The sequence below is a fragment of the Desulfovibrio sp. ZJ746 genome, assembly GCF_011039155.1.
Classification (GTDB): domain Bacteria; phylum Desulfobacterota; class Desulfovibrionia; order Desulfovibrionales; family Desulfovibrionaceae; genus Desulfovibrio.
Genome location: NZ_JAAKEK010000001.1, coordinates 630,913 through 643,351, shown reverse-complemented (window position 1 = coordinate 643,351; position 12,439 = coordinate 630,913). Strand labels below are relative to the sequence as shown.

13 protein-coding genes and 1 tRNA gene are annotated in these 12,439 nt (G+C 66.9%); 9 read left to right on the top strand and 5 right to left on the bottom strand.

Going from position 1 to position 12,439, the window contains the following annotated elements; genetic code table 11:
• The first annotated feature begins 5 nt into the window (after positions 1-5).
• Genes G7Y54_RS02935 through G7Y54_RS02925 form a run of 3 tightly spaced genes read left to right on the top strand, consistent with a single transcriptional unit; the run spans position 6 to position 3,819 of the window.
• On the top strand, positions 6-1,811 hold the full coding sequence (locus G7Y54_RS02935) for a TraB/GumN family protein (RefSeq protein WP_165077067.1): 1,806 nt from the start codon (positions 6-8) through the stop codon (positions 1,809-1,811).
• Positions 1,805-2,677, top strand: coding sequence for a GNAT family N-acetyltransferase (locus G7Y54_RS02930; RefSeq protein WP_165077065.1), 873 nt, complete (start codon positions 1,805-1,807; stop codon positions 2,675-2,677). The genes G7Y54_RS02935 and G7Y54_RS02930 overlap by 7 nt, the downstream gene beginning before the upstream one ends.
• Before the next feature lie 11 nt (positions 2,678-2,688).
• The gene (locus tag G7Y54_RS02925) at positions 2,689-3,819 is read left to right on the top strand and encodes a radical SAM protein (protein WP_165077063.1); all 1,131 of its coding nucleotides are present in this window, start codon (positions 2,689-2,691) and stop codon (positions 3,817-3,819) included.
• A 3-nt stretch (positions 3,820-3,822) separates the two neighbouring features.
• Here G7Y54_RS02925 and G7Y54_RS02920 read toward each other — a convergent pair whose 3' ends face one another.
• From G7Y54_RS02920 to grpE, 5 genes are all read right to left on the bottom strand, one after another.
• Positions 3,823-4,560, bottom strand: coding sequence for a translation initiation factor 2 (locus G7Y54_RS02920; RefSeq protein WP_165077050.1), 738 nt, complete (start codon positions 4,558-4,560; stop codon positions 3,823-3,825).
• On the bottom strand, positions 4,560-5,804 hold the full coding sequence (locus G7Y54_RS02915) for an HD domain-containing protein (RefSeq protein ID WP_165077047.1): 1,245 nt from the start codon (positions 5,802-5,804) through the stop codon (positions 4,560-4,562). Before G7Y54_RS02915 ends, G7Y54_RS02920 begins: the two co-directional genes overlap by 1 nt.
• Before the next feature lie 51 nt (positions 5,805-5,855).
• Positions 5,856-6,875 carry an ornithine carbamoyltransferase gene (argF, locus tag G7Y54_RS02910; protein ID WP_165077044.1) on the bottom strand — a complete coding sequence of 340 codons (1,020 nt, stop codon included), beginning with the start codon at positions 6,873-6,875 and terminating at the stop codon, positions 5,856-5,858.
• A gap of 75 nt (positions 6,876-6,950) precedes the next feature.
• A complete protein-coding gene (locus tag G7Y54_RS02905) occupies positions 6,951-7,520 on the bottom strand; it encodes an N-acetyltransferase (RefSeq protein WP_165077041.1) in 570 nt (189 codons plus the stop codon).
• Positions 7,521-7,713: 193 nt separating this feature from the next.
• Positions 7,714-8,310 carry a nucleotide exchange factor GrpE gene (grpE, locus tag G7Y54_RS02900; protein ID WP_165077038.1) on the bottom strand — a complete coding sequence of 199 codons (597 nt, stop codon included), beginning with the start codon at positions 8,308-8,310 and terminating at the stop codon, positions 7,714-7,716.
• A 254-nt stretch (positions 8,311-8,564) separates the two neighbouring features.
• On the opposite strand from grpE, the gene hisD reads away from it, so the two are divergent.
• The 6 genes from hisD (at position 8,565) to G7Y54_RS02870 (ending at position 12,318) form a co-directional block, all read left to right on the top strand.
• Positions 8,565-9,887: a histidinol dehydrogenase gene (hisD, locus tag G7Y54_RS02895; RefSeq protein ID WP_165077034.1), complete on the top strand. Its 1,323-nt coding sequence runs from the start codon at positions 8,565-8,567 to the stop codon at positions 9,885-9,887.
• A gap of 39 nt (positions 9,888-9,926) precedes the next feature.
• Entirely contained in the window at positions 9,927-10,808 is an 882-nt protein-coding gene (locus G7Y54_RS02890) for a phosphoribosylaminoimidazolesuccinocarboxamide synthase (RefSeq protein WP_165077024.1), read from the top strand.
• Between the two features lie 47 nt (positions 10,809-10,855).
• Complete coding sequence (locus G7Y54_RS02885) at positions 10,856-11,623, top strand: enoyl-ACP reductase (protein WP_165077022.1); 768 nt, start codon at positions 10,856-10,858, stop codon at positions 11,621-11,623.
• A 101-nt stretch (positions 11,624-11,724) separates the two neighbouring features.
• Positions 11,725-11,862, top strand: coding sequence for a hypothetical protein (locus G7Y54_RS02880; protein WP_165077020.1), 138 nt, complete (start codon positions 11,725-11,727; stop codon positions 11,860-11,862).
• Positions 11,863-11,920: 58 nt separating this feature from the next.
• Positions 11,921-12,100 (top strand): hypothetical protein, encoded by a 180-nt coding sequence (locus G7Y54_RS02875; RefSeq protein WP_165077018.1) that lies wholly within the window; start codon positions 11,921-11,923, stop codon positions 12,098-12,100.
• 129 nt (positions 12,101-12,229) lie between these two features.
• A tRNA-Ser gene (locus G7Y54_RS02870) sits at positions 12,230-12,318 on the top strand.
• The last annotated feature ends 121 nt before the right edge of the window (positions 12,319-12,439 follow it).

Here is a 12,439-nt window from a genome sequence, read left to right as displayed (position 1 = left end):
CCGCCATGACGGACATGCTTGCGCGCATGGCCGCCCTCGCCCGCGTGCCCGAGCATTCGCTGCCGCTCATGACGGCCCTTTCGCAAGGGCTGCCCTTCTGCATCGGGCCGTATCTCTTCCTCGCCGCGGAAGACTGGCTCATGGCCGTTGCCTACCCGCTTACGGGGCGCTACAGCCACGAGACCTTTAAAGCGACACTTGAAGAAGCGCTGGAGCGCACGGGCGCCACGGCCTGCTGGGCCATCGGGCCCGACCTTCCCCCTTCTCTCGCCGGGCACGTGACGGACAAGGACCGCTATTACGTCCTTTCCGCCCACGCCAGGCCTCCAGCGCGGCTGCGCGGTCCGCTCAAAAAGGCGGCGGAAGTGCTCACCGTGACCGAAGGCACGGTCTTTACGCCCGAGCACCGGCGCCTCTGGGCCGAATTTCTCGGCCGCATCCAGCGCGGCGAGGCCGCACCCATGGCGCCCCATGTGGCCGCGCTCTATGCGCGCACCCCCGAGGCCTTGGCCGAGGCCGGCGGCAGCCTGCGGCTGCTGGACGCCCGGGACGGCGAGGGCCGGCTCGCGGCCTCCCTGCTCCTCGACTATGCCCCTGAGAACTTCGTGAGCTATGTGCTCGGCGCGCACTCCCGCGCCCATCCCGTGCCTCACGCTTCCGACCTTTTGTTCGCCGCCATGCTCGAACGCGCGCAGGCCGAAGGCAAGCGTTTCATCCATCTCGGTCTCGGCGTCAATGAGGGCATCCTGCGCTTCAAGCGCAAATGGGGCGCCCGGGCGTCCTTTCCCTATGTCATGGCGGAATGGACCGAAGCGCCCAGCACCCCGGCAAAGACTGGCGCCACTGCCGGGCCGCCCCGGGGTAGCGTGCTCCAGGATGTGGCGCTCGCCTTTCTGCGCGCGCCGGCCGAGCGGCCAAAAATCATCGAGGACAGGCCGAGCCGCCGCCCCTTCGCCATGCTCTGGGAGGTGGAGAAGAACGGCCGCACCTCCTGGGTGGCGGGCACGGCGCACTTTTTCTGCCATTCCTTCGAGCCCTCGTTCCGCCGCCTCTTCCGCAAGGTGGACCATGTGCTCTTCGAGGGACCGCTGGACGAAGGCTTCATGGCCGACGTGGACCGCGCGGGCCGCACGCCGCTCCCGGGGGCAACGCCCATTCTTGATTTGCTGGAAGAGGCGGATGTGCGCCGCCTCGAACGCGTGGTGCACGGCCCGCAGGGGGCGCTCGCCCGAAGTTTCGGGCTGGTGCACGAGCGCAAGGTGGATGTGCGGTGGCTGCTCGCCCATGCGCGGCCCTGGTGCGCCTTTTTCAGCCTCTGGACCGCCTTTCTGGAGCGGCAGGGCTGGCGCGAATCCGTGGACATGGAGGCCTGGCGCGTGGCGCATGCCATGGGCAAGAACGTGGTGGGCATGGAGAGCCTTGAAGAGCAGCTGGACTCGCTGGGTTCGCTGCCGCCCGAGCGCGTGGTGCGCTTCTTCCGGGCCTGCGGCGGCTGGAAGGCGCTCTCGCGCAAAAACATGCGCGCCTATCTCGCCGGCGACCTCGAAGGCATGATGGGCTCGAGCGCGGAATTCCCCACGCGCACGGAATACGTCATCAGCCGCCGTGACCAGCGCTTCAGGGAGCGCATGCGCCCCTATCTTGAGGAAGGCAGGGCCGCGGTCTTTGTGGGCTCGGCGCACATGGTCAATTTGCGGCACATGCTGGTCGAAGACGGCTTCAACGTCCGGCAGGCGCCGTTCGGCCTTTTGCCGCGCCTCAAGCTCAGGCTGCGGCGCATGCGGCGCGGCGGGGAGGATGTGGCATGGTAGCCGGGGCTTCACATCTCGCACACATCACGGCGGCCGCGCTCACGCCCGACCAGTTGCTCCCCTATGTGCGCGCCGTTTCCGGGCTGGAGAGCAGCCTTTGTGGCGGCTGCGCGCTCCACCACGGGGGCGGACAGGCGGTATTGGTGGCCTATCCCGCCGGCAAGCCGGACGATGGCAGCGCCGTTGACGCCGCCGTGGCCGAGGCCCTGGCGCTCCCCGGGCTGGAGCGCCTGACCGTTATCGCGGCTGCCCGCCCCGGCGCGGCGCCCGCGCATGCGGAAAGCACGGAAGACGCGTACTGGTCTCTTCCCCTGCCCCTCGAGGTTCCACCGGGTCGCGCGGGCCAGAAGATCCGCAACCTTTTGCGTCGCGCCGCGCGGGAAACGACTATCGTGCAAAGCGGCGGCCCGGGCGCCTGGACGACAGAGCACGCAGCGCTCGCCGAAGCCTTCATGGTGAGGAAGGGCGCGGAGGTGGACGAGGGCAGCAGCTACATTTTCCGCAAGCTCGGTGACTATCTGGCCGCCGCGCCGGACGCGCGCCTTTTTTCCGCGCGGGATGCGGCCGGGCGCCTCCTCGCCTGCGCCATCGGGGATTATTCCTCCTTCTCGACGGCCTTTTACATGTTCGCCTTCCGTTCGCCGGACGCGCCCCCCGGCACGGCCGACGCCCTCCTCGCGGCTCTTGCCGCCGACGGCGCGGCCCGGGGGCACTGCCTGCTCAACCTCGGCCTCGGCATGGGCGCGGGCGTCAGCTTTTTCAAGAAAAAGTGGGGCGCCACGCCCTTTTTGCCCTGTGTGGAAACGAGCTGGAGCCCGCAACCGGAAAAGAAGCGCGGCTGGCTCGGCAGGATCTTCGGGCACTGATGGGAGGCGCCATGCGCGATACAAAAAACAAGGCTCCAAGCTCCACCCCTGCGCCCGGCCGCGACCCGCTGGCCGACCCGGCCTTCCGGGCGCCCGGCTTTCTCGAGCGGCTGCGCGAGGCCTTTCTGGGCGTGCAACGTCCGCTCGACTGCCTGCAGGTGGAAGTGACTTCGCGTTGCGCCGGGCGCTGTATTTATTGCCCACACACCACGGCCGGCCCCTCCTGGAAGAGCCGCCACATGCCCGACGAGGTCTTCGCGGCCCTCTGGCCCTTCCTGCGCGGCGCACAGCGGGCGCACCTGCAAGGCTGGGGCGAACCCTTCCTGCACCCGCGCTTCCTCGATTATGTGGCCCTCGCGCGCCGGGCCGGCTGCGCCGTGTCCAGCACCTCCTGCGGGCTCAGGATGGACGCGGAGCTCGCGCAAAAGCTCGCGCAAAGCGGCATGGATCTCCTGGCGTTTTCGCTGGTGGGCACGGACGAGGCCAGCAATGACGCGCGCGCCGGAGCGCCCTTTGCGCGCGTGTGCGAAAGCGTGCGCCAGCTCCGCGCCGCCATCAGGGAGGCAGGCCCCCCTGCCGACGGCGAGCCGCTGGAGATCCATTTTGCCTACCTGATGCTCGCCGACAGGATGGAGGCCGCCCGCGGGCTGCCCGCGCTCATGGATGAGCTGGATGTGGACATGGCCGTGGTGAGCACGCTGGATTACCTGGCGCTCCCCGGGCAAAGGGAGCTCGCCTTCGCCCCAGGGGAGGCGGAAAAGATCGCGCGGGCCCGCGTGATACTGGAACACATCGCCGCCGAGGCCGACTCGCGGGGCCGCATCATCCACTTCGCCCTGCCCGGCGCCGAGGCCGTGGCCGACGCCGGCGGCTGCCGCGAAAACGTGGCGCGGAGCTGCTATGTGGACGCGGACGGCAAGGTCTCGCCCTGCGTGTACCTCAATGTGCCGGACAACGCGCCGGATGTACGCCCGGGCGAGCGGGGCGGCGGCGACGGGCGCCGCAGGGTCTTTGGCGATGTGCGCGCCGAGGCGCCGTGGGATATCTGGAACAAGCCGGCATTTGCGGCCTTTCGGGAAGCCCTCGTCCGCAATGCGCCTGACACGGCCTGCCACGCCTGCCCCAAGCGCTTCGAGCGCTGAGCCTCACCGGCTGTTTTCCCTCAGGATAAGGCGCAGGGTGTCGGCCTCGGGCCCGCTCGCGCCGGCAACGCGCGCCCGCACGCGCTCCTGCACGGCCGCATGCCGTGGCGCCATGTCATAGAGCAGGGCAGCGGCGGCGGCGTTGCCCGCAAAACCCGCCTCTCCCTGCCTGCCGGCGGCATTGAGCCGGGCATAGCTGAGGGCCGCGTCAATGAGGCGGTCGAGCCATGCCGCGTCGCCCGAGGCCATGTAGGCGCCCCAGAACATGCGCGGAACCGCGGGCTCGCCCACCTGCCACGCGGCAAGCGGCGCCGGGCTGCGGCCGATATGCGCCCGCAGGGTGGCGTCGGCCGGCGTGAGCAGCCTGTCGAGCAGTTGCCGCTCCCGCGAAAGCCCCCCGAGATGCGCTGCCCAGGCCAGGGTGCGCCGGGCATCGGCCGCCGCTCCTCCCGGAAGGGACTGCGCGCCGTCCGCCAGCGCCTCCAGCGAGGCCTTGCGCTGCGCCGCGAGCTCACCCAGAAAGGCCGCCACCACGAGGCGCTTTTCGCCGTGCCCGAGCACTCCCTGGGTCGCCAGCGTGCGCACAAGTCCGGGCAAGACCTCGGGCCGGGGCTTCTGGTAATAGAATTCCATGTCCCGCGCGTAGTGTGTCATGCCCTTGGAAAGCTGCATCTCGGCTGCGCGGCCCGGTACCACCATGAGCAGCGCGAACGCGAGGGCGAGGGCAGCTGCGCCGCGCATCAGTCAAAATCCGCGAGCAGCGCCTCGAGCTGGAGCACGGGCTCGAGCCTGCTCTCGTTGAGCTTGCCCTTGAGGCGCGCCTCGGCCGCCACCAGATGCGGCGAGGAGACGCCGTTGCGGATGGAGCTATGCGCCTCGAGAAAGGCGGCCAGCCAGTCGCAGATCTTGAGGAGCTGCCCGTCCTTGGGGTCGTCCTCGTCGCGGTTGTAGCGGCGCTGGAGCTCGTCAAAGCCGTCCACGGCCACGACGGCCCCACCCTCGCGGCGGCACTCCTGGAATTCCGAGCCCACTTCGAGCCCGAGATAATAGGCGATGCGCGCCACGAGCTCCCCGAAGCCCTCCTTGCGCAAGGGCCCGAGGATGCGCCGCTCGAGCTCGTCCTCCTCATATTCCTTGATGAGCTGGGGCAGGCTTGAGATGGACTGCTTCACCGGGGAGATGATGTCGCGCGTCAAAAGCTCGGGCAGGTCGTGGAACAGGCCGCAGAAAAAGTTGTTGACCGAGCGCGCCGGGCAGGCTCCCACCCCGAGGCTGAAAAAGTAGCCCAGGGAAGCCACGATGAACATGTGCCCGAGCACGGACGTGGCGGGGATGCGCGGAGCCTGCGTCCAGCGGATCTGGAAGCGCAACTGGCCGCAGAGGTTGGCGAAGCGCGCGAGCGCCGTGCCAGGGATGAGCAGCGAATCCATGCCGCGCAGGCCGCGCAGGGTGTTGAGCCGCTCCACGAAGGACTGCCCGATGGAATCCATTTCATCGTCAAAGCCATTGAGCGGCCTGATGATCTGGAATTCCCACTGCGAGGCGTAGAGATGGGCCGCGGTGAGGATGCGGCGGGCAAGGCTGTCCTCGCCCGCGCCTTCGAGATGCCAGGCGCGCATGCGCTCCCAGAAGGGACCGAGCGGCGCCAGCACGGGCTCGAGGCGGCCGAGCACATATTCCGTGAGCTGGCGGTAATGTTCGGGATTTTCCTTGATCTTGTAGAAAACCGGCGGCTTGATGTCCGTGATGATGCAGCGGTAAAAATAGTCGAACAGGCCGCCCTCGATGATTTTCTGCCCGAGGGCCGTGCGTTCCGGCGCCGGCATGTCGCGCGAATTTTCCTGCCAGAGCGCGCAGGCGAGCAGCATTTTGTGCGCCTGCTTGTCGATCTCCTGCAATTCCACGGGGCGCAGCTTGTCGTTCCAGCGAAGGAGATAGGCGCCGGAAAAAAGCAGCTGCAGCAGGTTCTTGCGAATGGTCGGCATCTGTCCTCCGGTCGGAGTGCGGCGCCGTGGCGGCGCGGCCGCAAGCGTCGCCTATTCCGAAAATTCCAGCGGCCTGGTGGCCAGGGTGGCCACCATGACGGCCTTGATGGTGTGGAGGCGGTTTTCCGCCTCCTGAAAGACCACACTGCGGGGGGACTCGAACACCGCGTCGTCCACCTCCATGCACTCGATGCCGAAGCGGCGGTAAATCTGCTCGCCGATCTCGGTCTTGCGGTCATGGAAGGCCGGCAGGCAATGGAGGAAGCGGCAGCCGGGATTGCCCGTGAGCTGCATGACCCTTTCCGTGACGCGGTAGGGCGTGAGCAGGCGGATGCGCTCCTTCCAGGCCTCGTCGGGCTCGCCCATGGAGACCCACACATCCGTATAAAGAAAATCGCTGCCGCGCACGCCCTCCTCCACGCTTTCCGTGCGCGTGATGCGCGCGCCCGTCTTTTCGCCGATGTGGCGCGCCATCTGGTAGACCTCGTCCGAGGTCCAGAGCTCCCGGGGCGCCACCGAGCAAAAATCCACGCCCAGCATGGCCGAGCCCACCATGAGCGAATTGCCCATATTGTAGCGCGCGTCGCCCAGATAGGCGAGGCGCTGCTGGCCCAAGGGCTTCGGGCAGGTTTCGCGCATGGTGAGCATGTCGGCGAGCAACTGGGTGGGGTGCCACTCGTTGGTCAGGCCGTTCCACACCGGCACGCCGGCATATTCGGCGAGCGCCTCCACGCGCTCCTGCCCGAAGCCGCGGTATTCGATGCCGTCGAAAAAGCCTGAGAGCACGCGCGCTGTATCCGCCAGGGATTCCTTCTTGCCCATCTGCGAGCCCGTGGGGCCGAGATAGGTGACGTGCGCGCCCTGGTCATGGGCGCCGACCTCAAAGGCGCAACGGGTGCGCGTGGAGTCCTTCTCAAAGAGCAGCGCGATATTGCGCCCCTCGAGAAAGCGCGGCTCGCGCCCGGCCTTCTTGGCCGCTTTGAGCCGCGCCGCCAGGTCGAGAAGATAGACGAGGTCTTCGGGGGTGAAGTCGATCTCTTTAAGAAAATCCCTGCCTGCAAGCCTGTTCATAGAGGGCTCCGCTCGCCTTGGGCGGCTGTGATTTAATGGAAGTGATGTGCCGATGCCGCTGCCTTGGGCGCGTTCTCAGGCCGTGAGGGAGCGGATCATGCCGATTTCGTCACAGCGGTAGAACTTGGGGCACTTGCTGCACTCCACCCAGACGATGGGGGGCAGGTTCTCGCGCTCAAATTCCCTGAAGCCGCAATTGCGGAAAAACGAGGCCACCAGCGTGAACACGAAGACCCGCGGGATGCCAAGGTCGCGGCAGCGCTCCACCAGGGCGGCCACGAGGCTGCGCCCGAGGCCCCTGTCCTGGCAGGACTGGTGCACCGCGATGGAGCGAATCTCGGCGAGGTCCGCCCAGAGCACATGCAGGGCGCCGCAGGCGACCACCGTCTCGGCGCCGTTTTCCGCCGAGGGCGCCGTCACCACCATGTAGTCCTGGATATGCTGGTAGAGATACTGCGGGCCACGCGCCAGCATGACATTGGAGGACGCATACTGGTTGATGAGCGCCGACATGCCATGCACGTCGGACACACGCGCCGGGCGGATCTCGAGCTTCGTGTCCGCCGTGAGGCGCACTTCGGGAACAGTGGTGGGAACAGTGGAAGGAACGCTTCCAACCTCAAAGCGGGGGATGTCGACGGGCATGGCGCAGGACCTGCGAAAGAAAGAGTGAACGCCACGGCCAAAAAGGCCAATGCGCCCGCCAGCGCATGGCCGGCCCTTGCATGTAGCGGGGCCAGCCATGCGCGCCGGGCGCCGTAAAAAGCTGTTCCTACTGGAACGTGCGGCGAATGTCCACCATTGCGCGGGCCTTCGCCGGCCAGGGCTGCTGCCGGGACTACTGGTTGATCATCACCTTGGCGGCGCGGAGCAGCCGGTCATTGAGCTTGTAGCCGCGCTGCATGACACGCGTCACCGAGCCGGGGGCGAGATCCTGGTTGGGCTCAAAGCCAACGGCTTCATGGACTTCAGGGTTGAACTCCTCGCCCACCTCGCCAAGGGCCTTGAGGCCATTCTTTTCCAGCGCGTCCAGAAGGAGCTTGCGCGTCATGGAGACCCCCTGCAGCATGTCCTTGCAGGCCTCGTGCTGGCTGCCGTACTGCAGGGCGAGATCAAGGTTGTCGAGGCTCGGCAACAGGTCGCCGAGAACCCGCTCCGCCGCGAAGCGCATCTGCTCCTGATGCTCGCGGGTGAGCCGCTTCTTGAAATTTTCCATCTCGGCGGCGGTGCGCAGGCGCAGTTCTTCCATCTCAGACTTGCAGCGGGCCAGCGCCTCGTCGTCCGCGGGCGTGGCTTCAGGCGCCGGGGCGTCCTCTTTTTCGGCGCCCTCCGACACGTCGCGCACGGCGTCGGCCTTGGCGGCCAAATCGTCGCCCTGGGCATCGCCGGGCGCGCCGAAGGGGGCGTCCTCCATGGCGGCATCGGGGCGCTCCATCTCCCGCTCCGCCTCATGGCGCCGTGCCTCATGCGGGGAGTGTGCGCTATAATAAGGGTGCATCTTGTGACGCATCTTGGTTCCTCCTCATGGCTGGATGCGCCGGCCGGGGAAGCGCCCGGCCCGCGGCGCGTTGCCATTGTGGTACGTTTGAGCGGAGCCAGTGTCAAGATGGGGCCGCCCAAAGGCGGCGCGCGGCTCGACATTCGCCCGGCATTCCTGTACACCACTTGCACGATGCGAGGAGACCATCCATGACATGCCGCCTGCTCCACATCCAGAATGAAAAAGACTGGGCCCAGGCCTCCGCGTGGCTCGCCGGCCGCACCACGCCCGACGCTGGCGTGGAGACCGCCGTGCGCGAGATCATCGCCACTGTACGCGAGCACGGCGACGCCGCCCTTGTGGACTACACCCGAAAGTTCGACTCCCCGGAATTCACCCTGCCCGTCCGGGTGAGCCAGCAGGAGATCGCGCGGGCCGCGGCCTCCGTCCCGGTGGAAAGCCGGGAATATATTTACGGCGCCGCGGCCAATATCCGCACCTTCCATGAAGCGCAGATGGACCGCTCGTGGTTCGTGACGCGCCCGGACGGCACCATCTTAGGCCAGCGCGTGCTCCCGGTGGACGCGGTGGGCCTCTATGTGCCCGGGGGCAAGGGTGGCAATACGCCGCTCATCTCGAGCCTGCTCATGAACGCCATCCCCGCACAGGTGGCCGGGGTGCCGCGGCTCGCCATCTGCACCCCCCCGCGCGCCGACGGCAGCGTGGACCCTCACCTGCTTGCCGCGGCGCACCTCCTCGACATCGAGGAGGTCTACCGCGTGGGCGGCGCATGGAGCATCGCGGCGCTGGCCTTCGGCACGGAAAGCGTGGCCCGCGTGGATGTTATCGCGGGCCCGGGCAACATCTATGTCACCACGGCCAAGCGCCTCTTGCAGGGCATGGTGGGCATCGACATGATCGCGGGCCCGAGCGAGGTGCTCATCCTCGCCGATGACAGTGCCAATGCCGCCTGGGTGGCGGCCGACATGCTCTCCCAGGCGGAGCACGACACCCTCGCCTGCGCCATCTGCGTTACCGATTCGCCGCGCCTCGCCGAGCGCCTGCCGCAGGAGCTGGAACGGCAGTGCGTCGAGCTCCCGCGCGCCGGGATCGCCTCGCGCTCCCTCACGGACTGGGGCTGCATCGCCGTGGTGCCCGACCTCTCCACCGCAGTGGCCATCGCCAACCACGTGGCGCCGGAGCATCTGGAGATTTGCACGCGTGACCCGTGGGCCATGCTGCCGCACATCCGGCACGCGGGCGCGGCCTTCCTTGGGCAGCACAGCCCTGAGCCCGTGGGGGACTATTACGCGGGGCCCAACCATGTGCTGCCCACCCTTGGGACGGCGCGTTTTTCCTCCGCGCTCTCCGTGCAGACATTTTGCAAAAAAACGAGCATCATCGCGGCGTCGCCGGCGTTTCTTGAAAAAAATGCCGAGGCCATCACGGGCCTCGCGCGCCTGGAGGGGCTCGAAGCGCATGCCCGCTCCGTGGAGGCGCGGCGCAAGCGCGGGGGCGCCCTGTTGAAATAAGGCGCTTGCCCCATCGCGGCACACAAGGAAGGAGCAGTCATGAAAGTTGTCACAAAAACGGACATCACCGCCTATCCCCTGCGTTCGCGGGGCAAGGTGCGGGACATCTATGAAATTGACGCCGACACCCTGCTCATCGTGACCACTGACCGCATGTCCGCCTTTGATGTCATCATGGCCGAGCCCATTCCTTACAAGGGCGTGATCCTCAACAAGCTCACCCTCTACTGGATGCGCAAGTTTGAGGACATCGTCCCCAACCACATCCTTGAAAGCGACGTGGACCGCTTCCCCGCGGCGCTCGCCCCGTGGAAGGACGAGCTCGAGGGCCGGGCCGTCATCGTGCGCAAGGCCGAGCCGCTGCCCGTGGAGTGCATCGTCCGCGGCTATATCACCGGCTCGGGCCTCAAAAATTATGAAGCCACGGGCATGATTTGCGGGCACAAGCTCCCGGCCGGGCTGCGCGAGGCGGACAAGCTTGAACCGGCCATCTTTACGCCGTCCACCAAGGCTGAGCTCGGCCAGCACGATGAAAACATCACCCTGGCCCAGGCGGCGGCGCTGCTTGGCGACGAGACCGCAAGGAAAGTTTCGTCCCTGGCGCTCGAGCTCTACAATGCGGGGAGCGCCCATGCGGCGAGGCGCGGCATCATCATGGCTGACACGAAGTTCGAGTTCGGCTTCATCAACGGCACCCTGCACCTTATCGACGAGGTGCTCACGCCGGATTCCTCGCGTTTCTGGCCGGCGGCCAGCTACGCGCCGGGCAAGGTGCAACCCAGTTTTGACAAGCAATACCTGCGCAACTGGCTCAGCGCCCAGCCCTGGAACAAGGAGCCGCCGCCCCCCACCTTGCCCCAGGATGTCATCGACGCCACCGCAAAACGCTACCAGGAAGCCTACGACATACTGACGAAGTGACGCCGGCGCCCCGCCGGAGCCTTCTGCCAAGCGCCAAAGGAGGAACTATGCTGCTCGAAGGAAAGAAAGCCCTGATCATGGGCCTCGCGAACAACAGAAGCATTGCCTGGGGCATCGCCTCCAGCCTCAAGGCCCACGGCGCGCGCCTGGCCTTCAACTATGTGGGCGACGCCATCAAGAAGCGCGTGGAGCCCCTGAGCGCCGAACTGGGCGGCGAATTCACCTTCCAGTGCGACGTGACCGACGACGCGCAGATCGCCCATGCGGCGGAGCTCGTCAAGGAGCACTGGGGGGGCCTCGACATTCTCGTGCATTCGCTCGCCTTCGCCAACCGCGAGGATCTCGTGGGCCGTTTCATCGACACCTCGCGGGACGGCTTCAAGCTGGCCCTCGACATTTCGGCCTATTCCCTCACCGGGCTTTGCCGGGCCTTTGAGCCGCTCTTTTCCGAAAACGCCTCGGTCATCTCCATGACCTATCTGGGCTCCACGCGCATCATCCCGGGCTACAATGTCATGGGCGTGGCCAAGGCCGCGCTCGAAGCCTCGGTACGCTATCTCGCCTATGACCTCGGGCCCAAGGGCGTACGCGTGAACGCCATCAGCGCGGGCCCCATCAAGACGCTGGCCGCTTCGGCCGTGTCCAGCCTGAAGGACATCTTCACCCATGTGGAGGCCAATTCGCCCCTGCGCCGCAATGTCAGCACCATGGACGTGGGGGGCGCCGCCGTCTTCCTCGCCTCGGAGCTGTCGCGCGGCGTCACCGGTGCCACCATCTATGTGGACAGCGGCTTCAACCAGATCGGGGCCGCCTAGGGCGCGAACCCGGCCCATGGCCCGTCAAGTGGAGCGGGAGCGGCATCAGCCCGTCAAGACGCTCGTGGGGGCGCCCACCTGACCGGGATGAGGGGAACGCCATGGACTATATTAACGCCATCGGCATCGCCCTGTTCGCCCTCTTCGGCCTTTGGGCCTTCCAAAAAGGTGCCGAGGCGCGCAAGAACGGCCGTCGCCCTGAGGAACGGCCGGGGCGCCGTGAGGACGACGGGGAATAGCCGGCACGAACTGGCCCCGCTGCCGGGTTCGCAGTCAGGAAATAGTGCGGAGGCATCCATGTTCTGGAGCATTCTTGTCATTGTGCTGGTGGCGGCCCTCGCGTGGCTCATCAGAAAGGGCACCAAGGGGACGCCCTTCGCGCACCGTTGCCCCTGTACGCCCTACGTGGCGCACCTGAAATGGCGCGAAAACGGCGATACGCCCCCGGAAGGGAAAAAGCCCGAACAATTGTGGTGAGGGGGGCACATGCCCCGCCGCTGCGGGAGTGGTCCCCCGCCAGCCATATTTTTTGAAGCCGCCGCAAGGCTTGCGTTCCTGCGTGAACTGGTGTAAATAACAGCGTTCCTGCTGCCGGGAACAGTTCACGGAGAGGTGTCCGAGCTGGTCTAAGGAGCACGATTGGAAATCGTGTGTGGGTAACACCACCGGGAGTTCGAATCTCCCCCTCTCCGCCACACGAGTGTCTTAAGGGGCTGCCGTTGCCGGCAGCCCCTTTTCTCTGCAGAAAACCTCCCGCTGGCGGGAGGTTTTCTGGTTAAACCGGGAGCGTCGTCAAGGCGCCCCATGCACGCAAGC

Coding starts and splice junctions, on each gene's coding strand:
- G7Y54_RS02935 (WP_165077067.1), top strand. CDS start 6: ATGACGGACATGCTTGCGCGCATGGCCGCCCTCGCCCGCGTGCCCGAG.
- G7Y54_RS02930 (WP_165077065.1), top strand. CDS start 1,805: ATGGTAGCCGGGGCTTCACATCTCGCACACATCACGGCGGCCGCGCTC.
- G7Y54_RS02925 (WP_165077063.1), top strand. CDS start 2,689: ATGCGCGATACAAAAAACAAGGCTCCAAGCTCCACCCCTGCGCCCGGC.
- G7Y54_RS02920 (WP_165077050.1), bottom strand. CDS start 4,560: ATGCGCGGCGCAGCTGCCCTCGCCCTCGCGTTCGCGCTGCTCATGGTG.
- G7Y54_RS02915 (WP_165077047.1), bottom strand. CDS start 5,804: ATGCCGACCATTCGCAAGAACCTGCTGCAGCTGCTTTTTTCCGGCGCC.
- argF (WP_165077044.1), bottom strand. CDS start 6,875: ATGAACAGGCTTGCAGGCAGGGATTTTCTTAAAGAGATCGACTTCACC.
- G7Y54_RS02905 (WP_165077041.1), bottom strand. CDS start 7,520: ATGCCCGTCGACATCCCCCGCTTTGAGGTTGGAAGCGTTCCTTCCACT.
- grpE (WP_165077038.1), bottom strand. CDS start 8,310: ATGGAGCGCCCCGATGCCGCCATGGAGGACGCCCCCTTCGGCGCGCCC.
- hisD (WP_165077034.1), top strand. CDS start 8,565: ATGACATGCCGCCTGCTCCACATCCAGAATGAAAAAGACTGGGCCCAG.
- G7Y54_RS02890 (WP_165077024.1), top strand. CDS start 9,927: ATGAAAGTTGTCACAAAAACGGACATCACCGCCTATCCCCTGCGTTCG.
- G7Y54_RS02885 (WP_165077022.1), top strand. CDS start 10,856: ATGCTGCTCGAAGGAAAGAAAGCCCTGATCATGGGCCTCGCGAACAAC.
- G7Y54_RS02880 (WP_165077020.1), top strand. CDS start 11,725: ATGGACTATATTAACGCCATCGGCATCGCCCTGTTCGCCCTCTTCGGC.
- G7Y54_RS02875 (WP_165077018.1), top strand. CDS start 11,921: ATGTTCTGGAGCATTCTTGTCATTGTGCTGGTGGCGGCCCTCGCGTGG.